Source organism: Micromonospora sp. H61, from assembly GCF_018070325.1.
GTDB classification, from domain to species: Bacteria; Actinomycetota; Actinomycetes; order Mycobacteriales; family Micromonosporaceae; genus Micromonospora; species Micromonospora salmantinae.
In genome coordinates, this window is the sequence record NZ_JAGPXY010000003.1 from 117,738 (window position 1) to 140,667 (window position 22,930).

Genomic DNA, 22,930 nt, shown 5'->3' on the forward strand with positions numbered 1-22,930 from the left:
GCGCGAACGTATTGAGCGGCCGGAAAGGGCGCTGAAACCGTGCTGATCCGGGCTGGCTGCCCGGTCCGCGCCTCAGCCGTCCAGGCTGGTGAGGCGCCCGTCCCGCATCTGGACGGCTCGGTCGCAACGCGCGGCGATAGCGGCGTCATGGGTGGCCATGATGAGAGTCGTGCCCTGCTCGTCGCGCAGCCTCAGCAACAGGTCGACGATCGCGGTGCCGGTCTGACTGTCGAGATTGCCGGTGGGTTCGTCGGCCAGCAACAGGGCAGGTTGGTTGATCAGCGCGCGGGCGATGGCGACCCGTTGCTGCTGCCCCCCGGAGAGCCGCGACGGCAGGGCGGCGGCCCGGTCGGCGAGCCCCACCATCGCCAGCAGTTCGTGGGCACGAGCGACCTTGTCGAAGTCGGTGCGGAACGGAATCAGGGGTGCCACGACGTTGTCCAGGACGGTGAGCGTGGGCAGCAGGTGGAACCGTTGGAACACGAAGCCGACCCGTCGCCGGTAGGCGGCCAACCCCCGGCCGGCCAAGCCGGTCACCTCCTGGCCGCCGACCTCGATGGTGCCACCGTCACTTCGTTCGATGGCACCGATGAGGTGCAGGAGCGTCGACTTGCCCGAGCCGCTCGGCCCGGTCAACGCGATCGCGGTGCCGGCGTCGATCTCCAGGCTGACGTCGTTCACCGCGACCAGCGGTGCGCCGTCGGGCAGCGGAAAGGACTTCCGTACCCGGGTGAGACACACCAGGGGCACGGTGACGGTGCTCGACGGCGCAGCTGACGTCCGTTCCATCGGACCTACTCCTTTGCCGCTCACCCCTCGGCGAGCAGGTGGGCGGTGGGCAGTCGGCGGAGCACGGCGATCGGCACCACCACGGACAGGGCGGAGACGGCGACGCCGAACACCAGGGCGGCTCCGGAACACCAGAGGATTCCAGCGGTGACGCCCCCGGCGAAGGTCGCCGCCGCGCCGAGGCCGGCAGCGGCGCCGAGCGTGCCACCGATGGCACCCATGCCAATGGCCTCGATGATGACCAGCCGGTTCAGCATGGCGTCGGTCCAGCCGACGGCTGCGAACAGGGCGAACTCGGCGGCGCGCTCGGAGATGTTGAGATAGAGCACGTCAGCGACCGACACGATGCCCAGCACGATCGTGACCGCCACGGCGATGTGATCGACGGTGCGGGCCTGGATGGTGACGGCATCACCGAGCAGGGTGCCGGTGATCGCACCACGGAACGCGAACGTGATCGCCAACAACATGGTCAGCGCGGCCACCCCGATCGTCAGACTCAGCGCGCCGAGCGCGGTCCGACCGGGGGTGCGGGCAAGGTTGGCCAGCGCGAGGGTGCCCAGCCGGCGCGGCGCCTGCCGGCGGAGGGCGAAACCCGAGACGGCGGGCCTGATGATCTCGCCGGGATCCGGCCGGGCGGCCCGCCAGGCCGGCCAGCCGCCGGCGAGCAGGGCCAGGGCCACCGCTGCGGGTACGGCGAGCACTGTGTGGCTCCACGCGATGTTCAGCCCGAGACCGAACGCGATCCCGAGCGCCAGCCCGGTGCCGGCGATGCCTGCGGCGAGGCCGATGCCGACGATCTCGATGAACATCAGCTGGAGGAGGTGCCGGCGGCCCCAGCCGAGGCAGGTGAGGATGCCGAACTCGGTGCGTCTGGCGCGGATGGCGGCGGTGTTGGCGTTGAGCACTGCCAGCGCGCACACCGCGAGCACCAGGACGGACAGCAGTACGCTCTTGCGGTCGGCCGCGCGGACCAGCACGGACGCGACGCCCTTCTGGACCCAGGGCTCGGCCACGGCGAGGTCGGGCCGGCCGTAGTTGCCCGCCGGGTAGTGCACAGTCATCGCGGTGGGCGACGACCCCAGGGTTATGTCGACCTGGAGGCCGGTGCGTTGCGCGATCTCCTCGGCGATCACCCGTACCCGCTCCCGGGAGACCGGGTCGATGCCGACGTCTCCGGCCAGTCGGACTCGTACCACGCTGATCGGTGCGGTGGTGTTGAGCTGGTACTCCGGGTAGCTGGGCTCGGTGCTGTACGCGCCGGGGTCGAAGATGGCGGGCAGGGCCGCCATGGTGGTGAGCATCAGCGGAGGTTGGCTGAGCAGGCCGGTGACGTTCGAATTCGGGGTCAGTCGTCGGCCGCCCAGTGCCCGCCGTGACGCTTCGTCGGCACCCTCGGCGCCCGGGTTGAAGTACGTGTCCATGGGCACCGCTGACAGCGCGCTGCCCAGCGAAACCTTGGCGGGGTCGAAGGTGCCCACCGCGCCCAGCGCGGCGTCGGGCATGCTCACGTCCCCCGGCTGCTCCTGGTAACCGTGCGCCAGGTTCCGATGGACGGCCACCTCGCTGCGCACGCTGGTGTCGGCGAACTCCATCGGCACGTGCCGGGACGACCCGCCGTCGTCGGCGCCCTGACCCCAGATCTTCAGGTCGTACGGATCTGGCTGGGCCCGCAGACCGTCCCCGGCCCGTACCCTCTTCGGCGGTCCGACGGTCCAGAACTGGTCGAGCCACCTGGTGTTCGACGTTGCCAGGTCGTACTCGACACCGAGGTCGTCGGGGCGGAGCATCCGGTCGAGCAGGTTCTGGTACGGCTCTTCGAACGACATCGCCCGTTGGGCGACCGGCGTGCCGGACTCGTTGACCAGAGCGGCGCGGAGCCGCTGGTCGTCGGCGGATCTCCGGACCAGCTCGGGCGCGTCGGAGTTCAGGCGCTGCACTGTGACGTTGAGCGTCCTGTCGACCTGGGGTCGGTCCGCGACGAGGATCGGGAGCACCGAGTAGGGGTACGGCATTCCGTCCAGCCGCCGTGAGGTCGGCGCTTCGGCCGAGGTGAAGTATCGGCCCGAGGTGACGGCCTGGTCCAGCCCGGCCAGCGTGGCCTCCGACTCCGGGTCGACCGCGGCCATCAGGAACGGCACCGTCCACGCCAACGTGACTGTCGGCCGCGTCGCCTTTCCCTCGCGATCCGTCGAGCCCATGCCGCCGACGCACGTCAACGACGATCGGGCTCGGAGGTCGGTCGGTGCGAGCCAGTCCTCAGCGGTGATGGCCGGAGCCGCTGGGCAGATCTTTACCCGCTGGCCGTCGGCGTCGACCTCCTCCGGCGGCGGCAGGCCCCCGCCGCTCTTCAGTTCGCTGTTCGGCACCACGTCCAGCCGGTTCCGCGTCGCGTAGAGGAACGCCGGCCCGTCCGGGATCTGGCTCAGCCCCGCGTCCGTCGCCCAGGTCGGCTGGACCCGCAACACCTGACGCTCGGCGGTCGGGTCAAGGTGTTCCGACAGGTCGACCGTCACGGGCACTGTGCGCATCACGTACCCGATCATCGCGACCGGTGCCGCCACCGACACCCCGCGCACCGCCTGGATCTCGCGCCACTGATCGTGGGTGATGCCGCCACGCATGCCCGCCAACTGGCCCGACTGGACCAGATTGCGCTCCTGCTCCAGCGGCAGCACCGCGTCCCGGGGGCGTACCAGGAGGTCGTAGACCGGGCGGTAGTTGGCGCTGACCGCGCCGACCGCTTCCAGCCGGGAGGTCACAGCGGCCCCGGTGAGCACTGTGAACCCGGCTACCGCGACGGCGATCATCGAGAGCAGGGCCAGTGACCGGCGTAGTCGCACCCGCCACTGCGACGCGGCTATCCCCAGCATCGACGCACCGTGCCCCGCATCGTTGGTCCTCCAGCATGAGGCCGTCGGTCGGATGGTGACATCCGACCGACGGCCGCGAATCGACGATCAGCAGCAGCCCGTGGAGTAGCTCACGTAGGACGCGTTGCAGTCTCTCGCCGTGTTGGCGTAACAGCGGACCTGCCCCGCGACCACCTTGTTGTAGTAGTAGTAGCAGAAGGGCCCTCCACACCCGACATAGGCGAGAGAGCAGACGTTGCACGCGGACGCCGTGGCCTTCGGCAGCAGCGTGGCCAGTAGCTTGTCGGCCAGCTTGTTGATAATCATACGACCTCTCTCCTTCTCCGTCGGTACGACGGTTTGTCGACAGAGGCCACGATGTCATCGACCGCTTACGATTCGCTAACGGTGCGCTAATGCCCCCGGCGAGCGACTGCGGATCGGCATTCGCACTGGTCACGACCGCCCGACGCACGACGATGGCGGCCATGCCGCCGCCTCGTGCGGTGGTCGTCGGTGGCAGGTGGGCGGCGGTGCTACCGCTGGCCGCTCGCGCGGATGATGCCGACCAACCGGCCGATTCGTTGACCGGGCGCGACGCCGAGGTCCCCGGCCAGGATCTCGCACAACTGGTCGTGAGCGGCCAGGGCGGACGCGACGTCACCACGCCTCATGTGTGCCTCGATGAGGTGCTCCCAGGCCCGTTCCCGGTACGGCCACCGGCGTACGAGTGGCTCCATCGCGTCGATGACGGAGTTGTGGTCGCCGAGGACGAGTTGCGCCTCGGCGAGGTCCTCCATCGCCCGCCACCGTCGCTCGTCCAGTGACGCCGCCACGACCGCCACCCCAGCTGACCGGGCATCGACGCAGGCGTCCCCCCGCCACAGCCGCAGTGCCGCGGAGAGGGCGGCGACCCGGCGTTCGGCACCTTCGGGGAGCCGAGCGCCGGCACCCCGTTGCGTCAGGTCGTCGAAACGGGCGAGGTCTGTCGACGCGAGGCGGGCGCACAACAGGTAACCCGGCGGACGGGTCTGCAGGATGTTCACGGCGTCCGGCCCGCCGAGTCGCACCAGGCTTCGCCGCAGGGCCCAGACGTGGCCCTGTAGTTTCGTCGTCGCCGTCGCCGGCGGGTGGTCGTCCCAGATCACCTCGATGAGACGGTTGACGGCGACCACAGTGCCCAGGTTGAAGGCGAGCGCCGCCAGCAGTGCTCGCCGGCCCAGGCCGCCGACGGCCATCGGCTGCCCGCCGACGGTTGCCTCGATCGGACCCAACAGTGACACTCTGAGCAGGGTGTTAGCGTTCACATCGAGGTCCGAGTGGTGATCGCGTCGTCGTAACCGGATGCCTGGAGTTGGAACAACTCGGCATAGCGCCCTCCCGATGCCATCAGCTCGTCGTGGCTGCCCTGTTCGAGGATGCGGCCGGCGGCCAGCACGGCGATGCTGTCCGCCTCCCGGACGGTGTTGAGCCGGTGCGAGATGAGCAGGCTGGTGTGTGTGCGGCGCAGCGACATCAGCCGCTGGTTGATCTCGTGCTCGGTCGCCACGTCGAGACCTGACGACGGTTCGTCGAGGATCAACACGTCCGCGCCCTCCCTGAGCAGGGCTCTGGCCAGCGCCAGTCGCTGCCACTGCCCCCCGGACAGCACCACCCCCACCCCGGGCAGATCCCCGTCGCTGAAGGTTCGCGTCAGCATGGTGTCGTACCCGTTCGGAAGCGCAACCAGGGTGGCGTCCATGTCCGCCGTCGCGGCTGCTGCCCGTACGCGGGCCCGGTCGTCCAACGCGCTGATGTCGCCGACCGCGATGTTGTCGTGGGCGGAGAACTCGTAGGTCATGAAGTCCTGGAATGTCGCCCCGAGACGGGCGCGGAGCGAGGCCGGGTCGATGGTGGTGATGTCGACGCCATCCCACCGAATGACGCCCTTGTTCGGGACGTGGAAGCCGCAGAGAAGTTTGACCACTGTCGACTTTCCGGCGCCGTTGTCGCCCACCAGGGCGAGGGACGAGCCGCAGGGGATCCGTAACGTGAGACCGCGCAGGACCCAGTCGTGCTCGGGGGCGTACCGGAACCAGACGTCGTCGAACTCCAGACCTCGCCTCAGTGGCGGCAGGGCGGGCAGCGGAACGGCACGTCGGGCCTCGCGGATCACCGCGGTGATGTCGACGTAGTGGCCGAACACGATCAATGTCTCGCCGAGCATCGCGATCTGTCGGACCAGGCTCGACGCGGACATCTGCAACGCGGTCAGTGCCGCGATCACGAGCACGAGGTCGCCGACGGTGCCATGTCCGTCGACCACCCGTGCGACGAAGACGGCCAGAGCGACAAGCGAGACGATGCCGGTCAGCGTCGCGAGGGCGCTGTCGACCCACAGGGCCAGCCGGTCCTGGTGACGTTCCTGTCCCTGTGCCGCGCGCAGCTCGCGCAGCAGGCGACCCTGGAAGAACTGGCCGAGCCCGAACAGCCGGATCTCCTTCGCGGCGCGCATGTCGAGCAGGAGTGCCGCGTAGAACGTCTGCCGGCGGAACATCGGCACGGTGCGTTCCAACATCGCCCCGCGCATCCGAGCCAACCGGATCTGGGCCACGAGAGTGGGCAGCACCGCCAGCATGACCAACGCGCTCACCAGGGGAGACCAGCGCACCAGCGTCACGCCGAAGGCGACGATGGTGATCATCTCCTGCCCGATGCCCAGGACCATGCTGTTGAGCTGGGTCGGCGCGAAGCGACTCGCCTCGTGGGCGAGCCGGAGCCGATCATGAAACTTGCTGTCCTCCAACTCCGTCAGCCGAGGATGCGCCGACACCGCGGTGAACAGTTCCTGCTGCGTGCGTATCGTCACCCGGCGTTCCGCGTCCCGCTGTACGTACTGCGAGACGTGCAGGATGACCGGCGACACGATGGCCAGCGCGCCGAAACCGACGACACCGAGCCAGATCGTCGACGTGGCGTCGGCGGAGAGACCGTCGATGAGGGCTCGGGTGAACCATGCGGTGGCTACCGCGGTCAGACCACCCACCACCATGATCACGACGCTCACCGCCGCCGCCCAGGGCGCGGCGCCGAAGTAGATCCCGAACGCGCGACGCATCAACGCTGCCGACCGCCTCATCGGCTGCCCAATACCTCGCTCAGGTCATGCCCGCGTGCCGCCAGTCGTCCGTCCGCGCCGAAGAGCACAAACGATGGGGTGCCCTGCACCTGGAAGGCGGCCATCACCGCGCTCGGGCTGTCGTCAATGACGAGGAGGCCGGCCTTCCGCAGCGTCGGGCCAAGCTCGTCGGTCATGCCCTCACCCACCGTGAGGAAGCTGACCACCCGTACGCCCGTGCCGCCGAACTCCTCGGCCCGGTCGGCCAACTTCTCCGCCTGCGTGGGGCAGTGTCGGCATCCGGCGGAGAAGAACCCGATGAGGGTCGGGCTGCCCGCGAGGTCGGCGCTGGAGACCTGGCCGTCCGGTGACACGAACTCCGGCAGGGTGGCGCCGACCGGCAGCCCCGAGGCGGGCGGCGAGTTCATCTCGATGAGTTTCGCCTCCGTCTCGCGTAGCCGCCTGATGACCGCGGCGCTCAGCGCGAGATCGACGAGAACGAGCGCCGCGAGTATGCCGACGGCGGTGGACAGAAATAGCACTGTGGGCTCCTTGGATCGGGGCGTCGAAGCGCAGCGCACGAGAAGTGCGCGATCGATTGGAGAGATTCAGCGCGCGTGAGACGCTCCACGAAGGAGCCAGGTGAGGTCGTCAAGCCTGACCAGCGTCGTGACGATGAATCCCGCTAGGGAAAGAGCCAATATGAGGTGCGGCGGCTCTAGACTTCTGAGCGATATGGCGGGCAGGGTGATCGCGCCAAGAAGGGCGCCGGCGGCCGTGCTGGCGAGGAAACCACTGCGAGCGACGTGCCGCCACGCAACGGGCGTGTCCGTCGGGCCGAAACAGTGGCACCCCGCCGTGGACCCTTGTCGGACGGCCCGCGCGAGCACGACGGTGAACGCGCCGAAGAGCAGCACGGCCGCGGTCAGGCCGATGACAGTGCCCTTGGGCCACAGGACGAGCGCCAGTACGGCTACCTCGGACCCGATCGATGCCACCGCCACCGGGCGGGACCAGCGCACGGGGGCGACCCGCAGTTGGGCAATGGCGTCGGCGAACGCGCGATAACTCATTCGACTACGCACTTTTCCGATGACAGATATCGCAAGAACGCCGGCCAGCGTCAAAATGGACGCGACAACAGCGACACCCACATAGTCCCCCATTCCCCGTGGTGCCCATGTGCCGAGGTGCGAGTCGCACAGACCTCAAGAACCCCGGCTGGGAAACCCGAGATTATCGGCGTGCTTCGATGCTGTCAACGGGTTGATTTGCCGACGGAAAGATGAGAGTAATACCCCTCGAAGGGGGTCTTATGACCGACGAGTCACAATTCCTGCTCACCGTCCTGGGTGGGTTTGCCGCGCTTGCGGCACCCGTCGTCGGCGTTGCCCTGGCACGTCAGCGACTGATGATAGTCGATGTGATGGGTGACAGCATGGCCCCCACCCTGGCGCACGGCGACCGCCTCGTGGTGCGCCGAACGCGCCGACTCCGGGCCGGCGGCATCGTCGTCGCGCGCCATCAGGAGGGTGGTCCCCGGGATGTCGTCGCGGGCTCTCCCGCGTCCGGCTGGCTGGTCAAACGCCTCGTGGCGCTGCCGGGCGACGCCGTCCCGGACGTGGTCGCCCCGGCCGTCGGTGCCGGGGTGCGGCAGGTGCCGGCCGGCATGGCGGTGCTGCTCGGCGAGCATCCGGGCAGCGTTGACTCGCGTCGGTGGGGATTCGTGCCGCTGAAAGACATCGAGGGCGTTCTGGTCAAGCGGCTGGGGTCTACCGGCCGGTAGGGCAGGCGACTATTGCCCGGTCATTGGCGCGCATCTATAGTTGCGCGGATCACAACAATCATGGCCGTGGTGACGCGGCCGGGTCGTCGAAGCGCTTCGACGATTCGTCGTTCAGGCCCGTCAGCCGCGTGTCGAGCCTGGTCACGCCGGTCTCGGCGCCCCGCTGGGCGTCTGTCGTACGACATGAGGAGAAACGCATGCGGAACTGGCGCCTTCGGCGCGGAATCACCGCGCTCGCGCTCGCACTGCTAGCCCTACCGGCCGTCCCCGGCACCGCGCTCGCCGAGCCAACCTACCCGTTCCGAGATCCCCACCTGCCCGTGAACGCCCGGGTCGACGACCTACTCGGCCGCCTCACCCAGGACGAGAAGATCTCCTGGTTGCACCAGTACCAGCCGGCCATTCCCCGGCTGGGCATCGGCCTGTTCAAGGCCGGCACCGAGGCGCTGCACGGGGTGGCCTGGTCCACCGACATCGACAACAACGGCGCGGTGGTCAAGGCTCGTGGCACCGTCTTCCCCCAGCCGGTGGGCATGGCGAGCACCTGGAACACGGACCTGATCCGGCAGGTCGGTTCGGCCGTCGGCGACGAGGCGCGCGGCTACCACGCGCAGAATCCCCGGGTCTGGGGGCTCAACCTCTGGGCGCCGGTGGTCAACCTGCTGCGCGACCCCCGGTGGGGCCGCAACGAGGAGGGCTACTCCGAGGACCCGCTGCTCACCGCCGCGATCTCCACCGCGTACGGGTCGGGAATGACCGGCGGGGACCCGAACCACCTGAAGAGCGCACCGACCCTCAAGCACTACCTGGCCTACAACAACGAGGTCCGGCGCGACGTGACCTCGTCGAACGTGCCGCCCCGGGTGCTCAACGAGTACGACCGTGCCGCCTTCAAGCCGGCCATCGCCGCCGACGCGGCGACCGGAATGATGGCCGCGTACAACCTGGTCAACGGCCGTCCCGCCACTGTGGACCCGGATCTGGCCACCGTGGTCCGCGACTGGACCGACCAGCCGCTGATGAACGTCACGGACGCCTGGGCGCCGAACAACCTCGTCGCCTCCCAGGGGTACTACGCCACCCAGGCCGAGGGAAACGCCGCGATCATCAAGGCCGGCCTGAACAGCTTCATCACCGACGACACGAACGCGCAGCCGACCATCACCGCCATCAAGGAGGCGCTGGCGACCGGCCTGCTCACCGAGGGGGACATCGACGCCCGGATCCGCGAGATCCTGAACGTCCGGTTCCGGCTGGGTGAGTTCGACCCGGGCGGCGGCCGGTACGGCGGCATCACCCCGGACGTCATCAACAGCCCCGAACACCAGCGACTCGCTCGGCAGGCCGCCGGGGAGGCGATGGTGCTGCTGAAGAACGAGCGGCAGGCGCTGCCGCTGGACCCGGCCCGGACCCGCAAGGTGGCGGTGCTCGGCCCGCTGGCCGACACCCTCTACTCGGACTGGTACGGCGGCGACCTGCCCTACCAGGTGACGGCGCTCGACGGCATCCGCGAGCGGCTCGGCGGCTCGGCCAGTGTGAGCGGGCTCGACGGGGCGGACCGGATCGCCCTGAAGGACGAGGCGACCGGCCGGTACGTCACGGCCACCGGCACCACCGACTCCAACCCGGTCACCGCTACCGGCGCCACCGCCTCGCTCGACGCCCAGTTCGACGTGGTCGACTGGGGGCAGGACGTGGTGACGCTGCGCAACGCCGCCAACGGCCGCTACCTCGGCTACAACTGGGGGCCGTTCCTCACCCGCGACGAACAGCCGAACGGCTGGTACGTCCAGCAGCAGTTCAAGCTGGAGCCGCAGGCCGACGGGACAGTGGTGCTGCGCTACGTCGGCTACGAGACCAAGGAGAGCTGGTTCGGCGCCGACACGTACGTGACCATCGGTGACGACGGCGGCCTCAAGCTCGGCGCATCGACCCCGGCCGCCGCGACCCACTTCAGTCGCGAGGTGATCAGCAGCGGAATCGACCGGGCGGTGGCGGCAGCGAAGGCGGCCGACACCGCCGTGCTTGTGGTCGGCAGCAACCCGTTCATCAACGGCCGCGAGGCGCACGACCGGACCTCCACCGCGCTGAGCGCCGGCCAGGAGGCGTTGGTCAAGGCCGTGGCCAGGGCCAACCCACGGACCGTCCTCGTGCTCCAGACCAGCTACCCGGTCACCATCCGGTGGGAGCAGGAGCACGTACCGGCAATCGTCTGGACCACCCACGCGGGCGCGGAGACCGGTCACGCGGTCGCCGACGTCCTCTTCGGCGATCGCAACCCGTCCGGCCGGCTCACCCAGACCTGGTACCGCTCGGACTCGCAACTACCGCCGGACCTGCTGGAGTACGACATCATCTCGTCCGGGCAGACCTACCTGTACAGCCGCGCGAAGCCGCTCTACCCGTTCGGCCACGGGCTGTCGTACACCCGCTTCCGGTACGGCCAACTGCGTACCGGTGCGCAGTCGGTGGCGGCCGACGGCACCATCACGGCCAGCGTCGACGTGACGAACGTCGGCAGCCGGACCGGGACCGAGGTCGTTCAGCTCTACACCCACCAGCGCACCTCGCGGGACACCACTCCGATCCGCCAGCTCAAGGCATTTGAGCAGGTGAAGCTCGCGCCTGGGCAGACCCGTACGGTGACCCTGCGCCTGCCCGCCGCGGACCTGGCGCACTGGGACGTCACCCGCAGCCGGTGGGTGGTCGAGTCGTCCGTCCACGACCTGATGGTCGGGGCGTCCGCCGAGGACATCCGGGCCCGCGCCGCGGTCCGGGTCCGCGGCGAGACGATCCCGGCCCGTGACCTGTCCCGTCCGACCAGGGCGGAGAACTTCGACAGGTACGCGGGGGTCCGGCTCGTCGACGAGTCGAAGCCCAGCGGTACGGCGGTCGGTGCCACCGCGCCCGGTCAGTGGATCTCCTTCGACGGTTCCGCGCTGCGAGCCGGCGCGCGCACCTTCACCGCGACTGTCGCCAAGGCCGGTGCGGGCGTCGGCACGGTCCAGATCCGGTTGGGGTCGCCCACCGGCCGGCTGCTCGGCACCGCCACAGTGCCCAGCACCGGCGACGACTACCGGTACGTCAGCACCAGCACCGAGTTGGCCCGGGCCGTCGGCACCCACGACGTGTACCTGGTGTTCGACTCCCCGCTGCGGTTGGCTGACTTCTCGGTCAGCTGACCGTAAGCCGGGGCCGGGTCGATCGACGACCGGGCCCGGGCCGGTTGTTGGTCAGCTCGCCGTGCAGGTCAGCGTCGGTGTACTGGGAGTGCCGGTGGACGAGCCGAGGAACCCGAACGCGGTGCTCGCGCCGGCGCCGAGTGCCCCGTTGTAGGCGACGTTACGGGCGGTGACCGCCGACCCCTGGCTCGTGACTGTCGCGTTCCAGGCCTGGGCGACGCTCTGGCCACCGGCGAAGGTCCACGTCACTGTCCAGTTGCTGATCGCCGAGGTTCCCGCGGTGACCCGTACCTCGCCCTGGAAGCCTCCGGTCCACTGGCTGGTCACCGCGTACGTCGCGGTGCAGCCGGCCGACGGCGGTGGCGTGGTGGGCGGTGGCGTGGTGGGCGGTGGCGTGGTGGGCGGCGGTGTGGTGACGGGACCCCCCCAGCCGGCGGTGGAGTCCAGCCAGGCGGCCCGGCGCAGCATCCAGTCCCGCATCACCTGGACCTGCCCCTGCCAGGTGGGCGAGGTCGGGGTGCGGAAGAAGCTGACCGTCGGTGCCGTCAGGTTGGGCCAGCGTTGGAAGTTGCGCTGGGCCGCGTTGGTCAGCGGGGTCGTGAGAGCATTGATCCGGGTCTGGAGCGCGGCGTCGGAGAGCAGACCCCGTCGCAGCGTCTGCCAGCGCGATCGGGCCTGGTTGACGAACGCGGGGTCGCGTAGCAACTGGGCGAACCAGTCGTTGGCCGACGGCTGCCGGGTCTGCTGGTGCTGCCAGCCCGACACCTGGTCGTTGGCGAAGAATCCACCGACACCGAAGCTGAGGTCGAAGTCCCACAGCGGACCCGCGAAGATCTTGCTGTCCCGGTCCTTGTAGAAGTGCGAGCTGCGGACGTAGGCGTCCATCTCCCGACTCAGCTCGTTGACGATCATGAGGTTGACGAAGGAGTCGACGTCGATGTACTTGCGGTATCCGGTGGTCGGGTCAGCGAAGTTCGACGAGTGCAGCACGTCGTTGAACTCCTGGAGGTGACCGCGCAGCCAGTCCCGTTGCTGCGGTTGCAGGGGCGACGGGTCGGCGACCTCAAGGTAGTTCCAGCAGGTGGCCGCCGGCCCGGTGCACGGCAACGTCGGCTCCTCGGCCGCCATCCACTCGAATTTCCAGATGTACCCGCCCTGGATCTTCGGCAGGGTCACGTCGTCGGAGTCCAACTGCTTGAGGTCGAGGCGGTCCTTGGAGTTCTTGATCGTCTCCATGAACATGTAGACGCCCATGTAGTCGCTGGCACCCACCGGTGCCGCGTCCGTGTTGAGGTAGAACTCGGCGAACGCGTAGCGCGGGGCGGGCAGCCCCATCTCGCGCCCGAGGTCGTAGACGAGCGCCTCACGGATCAACGCCTTGTCGGGGAACGGGCCGCGCAACACCCAGTCGGAGTCGGCGGGCATGCCCAGCACCGGGTGGTCGGCGTCGTCGTTCTCGTTGTCCCAGAACTCGACGCGGAACGGCGTCTTCTCGAACGTCGCCGACGAGTTGCCGCGCAGCCGGAATCCCGCCCGGGTGCTGAGCGTCGGGGCGGCCGCCAACGATGTGGTGCCGCCGCCCGCCGGTTCGAAGATCATGGTGGTGGCGTCGAAGTACTCCCGGTCGGGCCGGCCGGCACCGTACGAGTCGATGAGTACCACCGGCAGGTCGTGGGCGGTGGTGACGTTCTGGGCGGCGTACATGGCGGTGCCGGGCGCACCCGTCGGTGTCTGGCCGACGAACGCCTGTGCCCGTAACTGGGTGGTGCGGGTGAAGCGCAGCGCCGAGCCCGAATAGAGCGACGACTGGGCGGTGGGCGGCTGCCCGTTGGTGGTGTAGCGGATCTGAGCGCCGCTGACCGCGCTGCTCAGCGTCACCGCCACCTCCCCCTGGAAGGTGCCGCTGGGCACCGAGAAGGTGATGTCGCCGACCAGGTCGTCGTCCGCGGCGGCCGGTGCGGCGGCGGCCTGGTTGCCGGCGAGGAGTTCGGTGACCGGTTGCGCGGCCTGGACGGCGGCGACGGGTTCGGCACCGGCCGGTGGCGAGGACACCACGAGGAGGCCTGCGACGAACACGGCGGTGGCGGCGATCCCGGTGGCACGAAGGGCCGCCACCGGAAGACCGGTGTTTCGGGTGGTCATGCGCACGATGCCTCCTGTTCTGATCGGGTGGGGACTGTCAACTCCAGGAGCGCCGAGGACGGGTCGGCGCGGAAATGGCGGCGTAGCGTCCGTCGCCACGGCACATCTGGAAGGTCCAGGCGGAGAGCCGCGAGACCGGTGGCGTACTTCGAGATACGTACGGGCCGGGTCCCGCGCTGCCACAGCGCGCGGTCGACCAGCGAAGGGGCCGAGCTGGTCTTGGTCTCGACCACGGCGATGCCGGGCAGCCGCAGTGCGCGGTCACCGTCCTGCCAGGTGAGCCCGGTGTCGATGGTGACCCGGCTCGCCGTCGCCGGCAGCAGCAGAGTGGAGCGACGGTAGCTGGTGACCAGTACCGGCTCGAGCGGACTGCCGGTGAGATTGGACAGAATCGACTCCCGGTCGAGCACATCGTCGACGAACCCGCGCCCGGACCGGACGGTGCGGCGCTCCTCGGCCAGATACGGCAGTCGGTGTTTGGTGACCCGTCCGCGTGCTCCGCTGATCTTCACTTCCAGCCAGCACTGGGCGGAGTCGAGGTAGGTCCGGGTCCGTACCTTGAAGCGCCTGCGCCGCCGGTACGCGGCGCAGTGGTAGCTGGCCAGGCAGGGCGTGTCGAAGTACACCGACTCGTATCGGAAGCTGCGCTCACCGTCGATGTCCAGCACCCGGGCGTACGGGGTGAGCTGGTCCAGCAGGTGCGGCAACGCGTCCACCGTGATGACGTACTTGCGGTCAACCCTGCACTGCAGCGCCGCCCGGTCGATGACCTCGGCGAGTGCGATCGGCGTCAACGTCGCCAGCGGTGCCGTGCTCATCGGAGCGCCCCGGCCCGTACCGACTTGCTGGTGCCGGCCGCCGCGCTGCGCCGGGCGACCGAGTATCGGACGTCGACCACTGTGGTCTCGTTGACCATGTCGAGCCGCTGGACGATGGCGTTGTGCACCCGGGCGTTGAGCAGCTGCTCCAGTTGGGCGACGAGAGCGACGTGATCGGTGACGGCGGAGTCGAGCACCATGATCTGGTGCCGGTAGTGCCGGAGCAGGCGTCGGTGATCGCCGACGAACATCACCGCGACGATGAGTGCCATCAGGCCGCCGCTGAGCCAGACCGAGGTGGTGCTGAGTGCGCCGAGAATGCCCAGCGCGAGAGCGGAGAAGTAGTACGCGACCTCGTGCTGGTCGAGCTCCGTCGACCGGAGTCGGATGATGGAGAGCACTCCGAACAGCGCCAGCCCCAGCCCGAGCCCGGCGCCGACGTCGCTGGCGCTCAGCGCGCTCGCCACCGCGAGGACGCCGACGTTGACCCCCAGGTAGGCGACGACCAGGTCGCGCCGGCGGTGCCGGGGGAAGTAGAGCCCGAAGACGAGCAGCGCCACCGCGCAGATGTCGATCGCGAACAGGACGAGCTGCGACATCGCTGGGGTTCCTCCTGGTTCACGCCGGAGCGGACCGACGCCAGGCCGCCGTCGCTGCGTGGCGACCTGCGGAAGGTGGCCGGACCTCCGGGCTACTTTTCGGTAAACTTTCGGTATTTCGTTGGTGACTGTAAGCAGAACATCAATGGAAGTCAATGTGTGATCCGTGCTCCCATGCGGGTCGCAGGGCCGGCTGGCGAGGGTTCTGGGTGCCTGACGTGGGCATGCCCGGGACGCTGCCTCGGCTGGTGAATCCGCCGAAACTTTCGGAGTCTTTCGGACCCCGAAGCCTCTCGATGATCGGGTCCTGGTCGCGGGTTGATCGTTGGTCCGGCCCGGGGTCGCTGAGCCCTCTCGGGACCCGCCCGGATGGGTGGGCTCAGCATCTGCGGCGCCTATGGAGCTGATGCCGCAAACGAATCAGGCAAGGGGGTCGGCTGTCGGTGATGTCGTAGGCGATTCAGCTCCAAAGGAGGGTCGGGCCACCGGCACTCCCTGGCCCGGCACCCGCTGGGTCGCCCTGATTGCTCGCGAAGTTCAGCGCCCCGGCACTGCGGGCTAGCCCCATGCCACCGCCCGGTTGCCGATCGCCGAGGGGTGTGCGAGTGGTCGCGGGCCTGCACGACGAGCCCCGCGGCGTCGTCGCTGCGGATTCGTCGGACGACGTATGCGGGGGTCCGCAGCCGGCATGGTTGATCTGCCCGATCCGAGGGCATTTCGGCATAGACGCCCTCCAATTGCCGGTTGCATTGGTCAGACGTGTGACCTACGCTCCCAGTAAGAATTTCGGGGCGGTTAACAAAGAGTGCGGTCGGGGCGACGGAAGTCCCCGCCGGCCCTTAGTGGCGTCGCTGTTCCGTACTCGTCGCTCGATACGCACTTTGGGCACCACATCGACGACCAGTGAGAGGAACAGACGTGAAGTCAGCCATATCCACCGCGCGAATGTCAGTGTTGGCGGTGGCGGCGCTTGTCGCCGCCACACTGCCGGCAGTGTTGACAAACCAACTACCGGCCTCGGCCGCAGTACAGGCGACCTACTATGTCGCCCCGGACGGTAACGACGCCAACCCGGGGACGATTCAATCGCCGTTCAAGACGGTTGAACGCGCGCGGGACGTGGTTCGTACGATAAATTCGACCATGAGTGGTGACATCAACGTGTATCTCCGCGGCGGGAGATACCCGGTCACCAGCACCGTCGAGTTCGGTGCCAGCGACTCCGGAAACAACGGGTTCCGGGTCGCCTACGCCGCCTATCCCGGCGAGACACCGGTCCTCGACGGCGGCGTCCCGGTGACCGGATGGTCCCAGCACAGCGGCAATATCTGGAAGGCGCCACTGGACCGCGCCAACAAACTCCGGGCGCTCTACGTCAACGACAAGCGCGCGTACATGGCGTCGAAGACGATCGGCTCGGCGGGCTGTTACGGCACGTACAACATCACGGCCAACCAGGCCGCGTGGGCCTGGGAGTCGGGGTCGCAGTGTGACGGCGCGAAATACAGCCTGAACGATTTCCCTGCCGTCGCCCGCAACCAGGACGACATCGAGATCGAGACCGGAACGACCTGGACCACTGCCATCGTCGGCGTCCGCCAGGTGACCACGAGTTCCGACGGCGCCAACCGGGTGGCGCTCTTCCAGCAACCGGGCGCGGCCATCGCGCAGGGCGCGTTCAACGGCAACGCCCAGGTGGGTGGCACGCACAAGCTCATGAACGCCTACGAGTTCCTGGACGCCCCCGGTGAGTTCTACTTCGACAAGGGCAGTCGGACGCTCTACTACTACAAGGCCAGCGCCGAGAACATGTCGACCGCGACGGTCTACGCGCCGAACAACGTCTCCACAGTGCTGCGGGTGGCCGGCACCTCGACGAGCAGCCACGCGCGCAACATCACGTTCTCCGGCCTGACGGTGCAGCACTCCGACTGGAACCTGGTCAACGTCGCCGGCTCGTCCTTCAAGCAGGCGCAGCAGGGCAATCTGAGCGCGAACGTGTACGCCAAGGGCAACTTCCACGTCTACCACTACCGCAACGTGGACGTGGTTCCCGGCATCGTCCAGGTGCAGAACGCCGACGGGATCCTCCTGCAACGTAACCGGATCCAACACACCGGTGCCGACGGGATCAGCATGGTGAACGACGTGCAGGGCACACAGTTGATCGGCAACCACACCAACGACATCGCCGGGTCCGCGATCCTCGTGGGCCATCCGCAGCACGTCTACATCGGGGACGGCACGTCGACCAACCGCGAGAAGTACTCCGCGTCGGTCGAGGGGCTACCGAAGAACATCGACATCAAGAACAACTACCTCTACGACAGCGCGGTCCTGTTCAACGGGCACAGCCCCATCTCCGCGTACTTCGCCGACACCCTCACCATCCAGCGCAACCGGATCGAGAAGACCCCGTGGTCGGGCATCACGCTCGGCTGGGGCTGGTGGAACTTCGACGGATCGTCGGGCTCGATCGTGCCGAACCGGCCGACCACCACGGCGAGAAACAACACCATCAGCTACAACCACATCATCGACACGGTGCAGCGCCTCAGCGACACGGCCCCCATCTACACACTCGGGAGCCAGCCCGGGACCACCATTACCAACAACTACCTCCAGGGCGTGCCGTCGGGCCACAAGTACGGACTGCACCCGGACGAGGGATCGGCCTTCATCACGTTCCGCGACAATGTCCTGAGTATCGACAAGAACGTCACCTGGATGATCAACTCGGACGACTTCGGGCGGAAGCACGATCTGAGCATCACGCAGATCTACGGCCCGATCAACAAGGTCTCGAACAAGAATCTGCCGAACAGCACGGTCGCCGACATCCTCGTCTCCTCCGACTATGTCTGGCCCGCGGCGGCGTACGGCATCGCCGCGAACTCCGGCCTTGAGGACGCGTACCGGGACATCATTCCGGCGAGCAATTTCTCCGCACCGAACTATGTGCTGCCGGCCAGCACCTTCGTCACCAGTGCCACCGCGACGATCCCGATCCGGAGCATCGGCGACGCCACCAGGTCGGTCTGGTTGGCGCCGTCCGGCACGACCACCTTCACCGCCGGGCCGACGATGACCAGGGCCGCCGGCACTGCCACGTCCATCGCCGTGCCGGCTACTCAGGGCGAGTACCGGCTGTACGTCGTCGACGCACAGGGCAACCGGTCGGCCGAGTCGACAGCGATCGTCCGGCAGCAGCAGGGCGGCGGCAGTACGGGGAGCGGACAACTCGTGGGTGGCCAGTCCGGCCGCTGTGTCGAGGTGCCCAACTCCTCGACCACCAACGGCACTCAGACCCAACTCTGGGACTGCTCCACGGGCACCAACCAGCGGTGGACCCAGACCGCCAGCAAGCAGCTGACCGTGTACGGCAACAAGTGCCTGGACGCCTCCGGGGCGGGCACTGCGAACGGCACTGCGGTCATCATCTGGGACTGCCATGGCGGGCTCAACCAGCAGTGGAACGTCAACAGCAACGGCACCGTGACGAACGCCCAGTCGGGGCTCTGCCTCGACGCCAACGGCGCCGCCACTGCCAACGGCACCAAGCTCATCCTCTGGTCCTGCAACGGCGGCACGAACCAGCGGTGGACGCTGCGTAGCTGACCCGATCAGACCCCGGGGCCAGGCCGACACGGGCCTGGCCCCGGCTACTTCTGGTAGCCGTAGTTGTCGCAGGTCCGGCGTCCCTGCACGCAGTTCTTCGTGCGCTTGTTCATGGTGTCGACGTCCCACATCACGAACGCGTCGCCGTGCATCGACGAGGCGCTCTTGCCCTCCTTGTCCGAGGACAGGTAGTAGCCGGCCGGGGTGCCCTTGGCCGGGTACTGGATGTCGAAGGTGATCGCCGGGATCCGGACCGGGTGACTGGTCGGGCAGGAGTTGCCGCTGCCGTACGCCACGTGGTCCTTGTGGTTGGGGCTGTCCAGGTGCTTGCCGTCCCAGCAGTCGGGGAACTGCATCATGAAGTGCAGCGTCGCGTCGCCCCCGCAGATGGGCCAGTTGCCGTTGGTGCTGCGGGCGATGCCGTCGAGGTCACCGGGACCGTAGAAGGCGCAGTAGAACTGGCCGGTCGCGCCGCGCGGGGTCGGCTTCTTCTTCCTGGCGTCGCCGGAGATCATGCGCAGGCCGTTGGGCATCGGCATCTGGCCTGTCGAGTTCTTGGCGAGCGAGCGGTAGTAGACCCGGAACCCGGTGGTCTCGACCGGCTTTCCCGTCGCGTTGTCGTAGAGCGTGGGCACCCAGTAGGCGGAGTGGTCCTGGACGGGCTTGCAGGAGGTGGCAGTGAACTTCGTCAGGTCGCCGGCGACGGTGTTCGCGTCGACGGCCTTGTTGCCGACGAACGAGTGCATGTGTGACGCGCCCGGTAGGCCGGGGGCGACGATCGGGTCGTCCGGTAGCCGGTGGCTGTACTGGCAGTCCGCCCGGAACTCCGGGAGGTTACCCACTCCGGACGGGACGGGGTCGGTCTTCAACGCCCGGTACGCGTCGGCCTGCGCCTTCCAGGTCGCCCGGTCGACCGGAATCCAGCCGGTTGCCGGGACCTTCGGCGCGGCAGCGGTCGACGGTGTCGCGCCGGCCGACGGGGTAGTGGCGGCCGACGGCGTCGCGGAGATCGACACCGCCACGCCGGGCGCCGCCGGCTGCCCGGCCGGTGATGACGGGTATTCGAGGGCGTTGGCCGCGTTCGACGCCTCGGGCTGCGCCGCGCCGTTGCCCAGGTACACGCCCCCGGCCGTGATGACGAGTACGGCCGCCGCGCCGACGGCCACGCCGAGCCTGTTGCGGCCGAGCCAGCCCGGAACGCGATGACGGGGCGGCGGCGGGCTCTCGTACGACACGGGTCACTCCCAACGAGTAGACGCCAGGATGACCCGAACGGCCACGGCGGCCGAATGGTAGGCGCTTACGGCCCGCGCTCGGAAGGTCTTTAAACCTTCCTTAAAGTACGCGGGCTGGCCGCGTCCGTGAGTACCGTCCGCCGGATCCGACGGACGGTGCCCACGCTCGATCTCGGGTCGACGACGTCGCTAGGAGGCGGCCGGCGGCGTGGTGTCGGTCGGCTCGTCGGCCTCGTCGTCCGTCGAGGGCTCCTCCTCGTCCGCCACCGTGACGCGCGCGGGCTCGGTCCAGGAGAACTCGATCTCGACGGACACCTCCGTCTCGCTCTCCCGCTCGATCTCCAGCTCGCACCGCACCGTGTCCGCGACCGTCACCGCACCCGCCGCGCCATAGAAGAGCCGCCCGTCAGACTCCAACTGGTTCGCCAGTTGGCGCAGCCAGGCAGCCAGGTCGGAGCGTGAAACCGTACGGGAGTCCTCATAGATATCCATGCCGGCCATGCTCGCACTCCACAAAGGACGACGTGTGCGGGGCTTCGGCCTCGCCCGGCCGGGTCGGCATGATATGGATCTTGCCGGTGGTGGTGGTCCGGAAAATGTCGGCTTCGGAGGTGCTGCCGGACGGTGCACGGGTAATGCTGGGCGATGACATCAACCTGGAAGCCCCACGAGAAGCACGGCGGCCTGTCGGACAAGGACAAGCGCGAGCTGCCGGAGACCGTCTTCGCGTTCCCCGGCAAACGCAAGGAACCGATGACCGATGCGAGCCACGTCCGCAATGCCGTCGCCCGGTTCGATCAGGTGCAGGGCGTCACCGACAAGGACCGCGACCTGGCCTTCCAGAACATCCTCGCCGCCGCCAAGCACTACGGTGTCGACGTCGCCGAGACGAACTGGCGCCAACTCGGCAAACTTCCGCACACGCCGAACCCCGCCCACTGACGGGGCACCCGCACGATTCGGCTGGTTCACCGGATAGGTTCGCCTCCGCTGGGTAAGCGGCGCGGATGCCCGCCAAACAGGAGCCGGCAGCCGACAACGACCCGCCCTCGCGCGGGGTGTCAGGGGCCGACCGAACCTGGGCCGGCCTGCCCGAGCGGGTGCGGCACGGGTTGCGCTCCCGCGCCTGGCGGTTCCGCCTCTTCGGGCTGCTCGCCGTGCAGGCCGGCGTCGCGGCGACGATCGCCTGGTTCGTGGGAGCCCAGGTCCTGGACAATCCCACCCCGGTCCTCGCGCCCACCACAGCTGTCGGCATCGTGGCCGCCGCGATGGGCACACGCCTGCGGCGCACCATCGAGCTGCTGGTCGGGGTCGTTCTCGGGCTCGCCGTCGGTGACGCGCTCATGCCACTGTTCGGCATCGGGGCCTGGCAGACCGGCCTGGTCGTCGTACTGGCGATCATCGTCGCCATCCTGCTCAAGGGCGGTGGCTCCCTGCTCACCCAGGCCGGTGGCACAGCGGTGCTCATCGCCACCCTGGAACCGCCAGTGCGTGACCTGTCCGTTCCTCGCTTCGTCGATGCCGCGGTGGGCGGACTGGTCGGGTTGGCGGTCGGTCTGCTGGTGGTGCCCATCCACCCGCAGCGGACGGTGCGGCGGCTGGCCGAACCGGTTCTCGACCCGGCCATCGCCGCCCTGCACAACCTGGGCGCGGCGCTGCGCCGTCGGGACCTTGACGGCACCGAGCAGAGTCTGACCGGCCTGCGGATCCTCGGGTCGCGGGTGACCGCGCTGGACGAGGGGCTGGGGGCAGCCCAGGAGGTGGTGCGACTGGCGCCGTTACGGTGGCACCAACGCAGGTCCCTGGTCCGCTACACCCAGGCCGTCCGACATCTCGAGCGCAGCCTCTACGGTTGTCGGGCCGTCGCGCGGAGACTCACCAAGGCTCTCCGGGAGGATGAGCCGATACCGGAGGAGTTCGCGGCCGCCATCGAGCTGCTGGCCACCAGCGTGCATACGCTGAGACGTACCACCACTCCTGAGCGGGCGGATCCGCAGGAGGCGCGCCGGCAGATCCTGACCGCTCTCGAGCTGGTCGGAGAGGCGCAGGGGGAGGCCGCGCCGGATCCCACCCGTCCACACTCCCACCGGTTGGGCTACTCCGGGATGATCGCCGCGGCTGAGTTCCGCATGGCCGCCCAGGACCTGCTCATCGCCAGTGGGTTGGACACCGACGAGGCGGCAGCGCTGGTGCGGCAGACGTCGGGTCGGGACGAGTGGGACTGAACCGCGCAGCACCTCCGCCACTGTCGCTGAGCCGCCCGTCGGGAACGTCGGGCGCGCCCACCTCAGGTCGCCTTCAGCGACGCGAGGACGTCGAGGTAGTGCGGGTTCTTCATGACCCCCAACACGTTGCCGAACGGGTCGACCACCGCCGCGGTGATGAACCCCTCGTCCCCGTGCGGAGTGATCGGCTGGTACTCCGTGGCACCCAACGCCAGCAGCCGCTCGACTGTCGCGTCGAGGTCGTCGACGCACCAGTGCATGACCACGCCGCCGGGCCCGGTCGCCGCGCCGGCCGGTGCGTACCTACTGTCGATGATGCCCAGCTCGGCCTGGTAGTCCCCGATGCGGAACTCGGTGTAGGCCGGGCGTCCGTCGGGGCCGGGGCGCATGAAGTACGCCTCGATGCCGAGGAAGTCCGCGTACCAGGCGGTGGCTGCCGTCACGTCGTCCGCCCAGATGTTCAGGGTGGCGAATCCTCGCAGGCTCATCAGGTGTCCTCTCGTCGATGTCGTCGGTGTTGACGCTATCGACGATTGCGGAAGGTTAGCTTCCGCAATCGGCCGCGCGTCTCGACGGTGTCGAGCCAC

Annotated in this window: 18 protein-coding genes; 5 read left to right on the forward strand and 13 right to left on the reverse strand. The window is 68.7% G+C overall.

Going from position 1 to position 22,930, the window contains the following annotated elements; all coding sequences use genetic code 11:
* Nucleotides 1-72 precede the first annotated feature (72 nt).
* From KBX08_RS03340 to KBX08_RS03370, 7 genes are all read right to left on the reverse strand, one after another.
* Nucleotides 73-789 (reverse strand): ABC transporter ATP-binding protein, encoded by a 717-nt coding sequence (locus KBX08_RS03340; RefSeq protein WP_247668786.1) that lies wholly within the window; start codon nt 787-789, stop codon nt 73-75.
* A 20-nt stretch (nt 790-809) separates the two neighbouring features.
* The gene (locus KBX08_RS03345) at nt 810-3,662 is read right to left on the reverse strand and encodes an FtsX-like permease family protein (RefSeq protein WP_210781025.1); all 2,853 of its coding nucleotides are present in this window, start codon (nt 3,660-3,662) and stop codon (nt 810-812) included.
* Nucleotides 3,663-3,749: 87 nt separating this feature from the next.
* Entirely contained in the window at nt 3,750-3,968 is a 219-nt protein-coding gene (locus KBX08_RS03350) for a hypothetical protein (protein WP_210781026.1), read from the reverse strand.
* A gap of 209 nt (nt 3,969-4,177) precedes the next feature.
* Nucleotides 4,178-4,924, reverse strand: a complete 747-nt coding sequence (locus KBX08_RS03355) for a BTAD domain-containing putative transcriptional regulator (RefSeq protein WP_210781027.1) — start codon at nt 4,922-4,924, stop codon at nt 4,178-4,180.
* 20 nt (nt 4,925-4,944) lie between these two features.
* Nucleotides 4,945-6,738 (reverse strand): ABC transporter ATP-binding protein, encoded by a 1,794-nt coding sequence (locus KBX08_RS03360; RefSeq protein WP_210781028.1) that lies wholly within the window; start codon nt 6,736-6,738, stop codon nt 4,945-4,947.
* A 17-nt stretch (nt 6,739-6,755) separates the two neighbouring features.
* The gene (locus KBX08_RS03365) at nt 6,756-7,280 is read right to left on the reverse strand and encodes a TlpA disulfide reductase family protein (protein ID WP_210781029.1); all 525 of its coding nucleotides are present in this window, start codon (nt 7,278-7,280) and stop codon (nt 6,756-6,758) included.
* A 66-nt stretch (nt 7,281-7,346) separates the two neighbouring features.
* Nucleotides 7,347-7,892 carry a MauE/DoxX family redox-associated membrane protein gene (locus tag KBX08_RS03370; RefSeq protein WP_210781030.1) on the reverse strand — a complete coding sequence of 182 codons (546 nt, stop codon included), beginning with the start codon at nt 7,890-7,892 and terminating at the stop codon, nt 7,347-7,349.
* 161 nt (nt 7,893-8,053) lie between these two features.
* Here KBX08_RS03370 and KBX08_RS03375 point away from each other — a divergent pair, with 161 nt between their 5' ends.
* Both KBX08_RS03375 and KBX08_RS03380 read left to right on the forward strand, forming a co-directional pair.
* The gene (locus KBX08_RS03375) at nt 8,054-8,524 is read left to right on the forward strand and encodes a S26 family signal peptidase (RefSeq protein ID WP_210781031.1); all 471 of its coding nucleotides are present in this window, start codon (nt 8,054-8,056) and stop codon (nt 8,522-8,524) included.
* 197 nt (nt 8,525-8,721) lie between these two features.
* Nucleotides 8,722-11,706 carry a glycoside hydrolase family 3 protein gene (locus KBX08_RS03380; RefSeq protein ID WP_210781032.1) on the forward strand — a complete coding sequence of 995 codons (2,985 nt, stop codon included), beginning with the start codon at nt 8,722-8,724 and terminating at the stop codon, nt 11,704-11,706.
* A gap of 51 nt (nt 11,707-11,757) precedes the next feature.
* Here the strand turns inward: KBX08_RS03380 and KBX08_RS03385 are convergent, their stop codons facing one another.
* Genes KBX08_RS03385 through KBX08_RS03395 form a run of 3 tightly spaced genes read right to left on the reverse strand, consistent with a single transcriptional unit; the run spans nt 11,758 to nt 15,265 of the window.
* A complete protein-coding gene (locus KBX08_RS03385; protein WP_210781033.1) occupies nt 11,758-13,848 on the reverse strand; it encodes a CotH kinase family protein in 2,091 nt (696 codons plus the stop codon).
* The gene (locus tag KBX08_RS03390; protein WP_210781034.1) at nt 13,845-14,666 is read right to left on the reverse strand and encodes a polyphosphate polymerase domain-containing protein; all 822 of its coding nucleotides are present in this window, start codon (nt 14,664-14,666) and stop codon (nt 13,845-13,847) included. Before KBX08_RS03390 ends, KBX08_RS03385 begins: the two co-directional genes overlap by 4 nt.
* Nucleotides 14,663-15,265 (reverse strand): DUF4956 domain-containing protein, encoded by a 603-nt coding sequence (locus KBX08_RS03395; RefSeq protein WP_091393400.1) that lies wholly within the window; start codon nt 15,263-15,265, stop codon nt 14,663-14,665. Before KBX08_RS03395 ends, KBX08_RS03390 begins: the two co-directional genes overlap by 4 nt.
* A 945-nt stretch (nt 15,266-16,210) precedes the next feature.
* On the opposite strand from KBX08_RS03395, the gene KBX08_RS03400 reads away from it, so the two are divergent.
* Complete coding sequence (locus KBX08_RS03400) at nt 16,211-18,883, forward strand: RICIN domain-containing protein (RefSeq protein WP_372494934.1); 2,673 nt, start codon at nt 16,211-16,213, stop codon at nt 18,881-18,883.
* Nucleotides 18,884-18,927: 44 nt separating this feature from the next.
* Here KBX08_RS03400 and KBX08_RS33565 read toward each other — a convergent pair whose 3' ends face one another.
* Together KBX08_RS33565 and KBX08_RS03410 are read right to left on the reverse strand one after the other, a co-directional pair.
* On the reverse strand, nt 18,928-20,118 hold the full coding sequence (locus KBX08_RS33565) for a DUF1996 domain-containing protein (protein WP_210781036.1): 1,191 nt from the start codon (nt 20,116-20,118) through the stop codon (nt 18,928-18,930).
* A gap of 189 nt (nt 20,119-20,307) precedes the next feature.
* On the reverse strand, nt 20,308-20,610 hold the full coding sequence (locus tag KBX08_RS03410; RefSeq protein WP_210781037.1) for an amphi-Trp domain-containing protein: 303 nt from the start codon (nt 20,608-20,610) through the stop codon (nt 20,308-20,310).
* 153 nt (nt 20,611-20,763) lie between these two features.
* On the opposite strand from KBX08_RS03410, the gene KBX08_RS03415 reads away from it, so the two are divergent.
* Entirely contained in the window at nt 20,764-21,060 is a 297-nt protein-coding gene (locus KBX08_RS03415) for a DUF6582 domain-containing protein (protein WP_210781038.1), read from the forward strand.
* A 65-nt stretch (nt 21,061-21,125) separates the two neighbouring features.
* On the forward strand, nt 21,126-22,343 hold the full coding sequence (locus tag KBX08_RS03420) for an aromatic acid exporter family protein (RefSeq protein ID WP_210781039.1): 1,218 nt from the start codon (nt 21,126-21,128) through the stop codon (nt 22,341-22,343).
* 62 nt (nt 22,344-22,405) lie between these two features.
* On the opposite strand, the gene KBX08_RS03425 is transcribed toward KBX08_RS03420, so the two are convergent.
* A complete protein-coding gene (locus tag KBX08_RS03425; protein WP_210781040.1) occupies nt 22,406-22,831 on the reverse strand; it encodes a VOC family protein in 426 nt (141 codons plus the stop codon).
* Between the last annotated feature and the right edge of the window lie 99 nt (nt 22,832-22,930).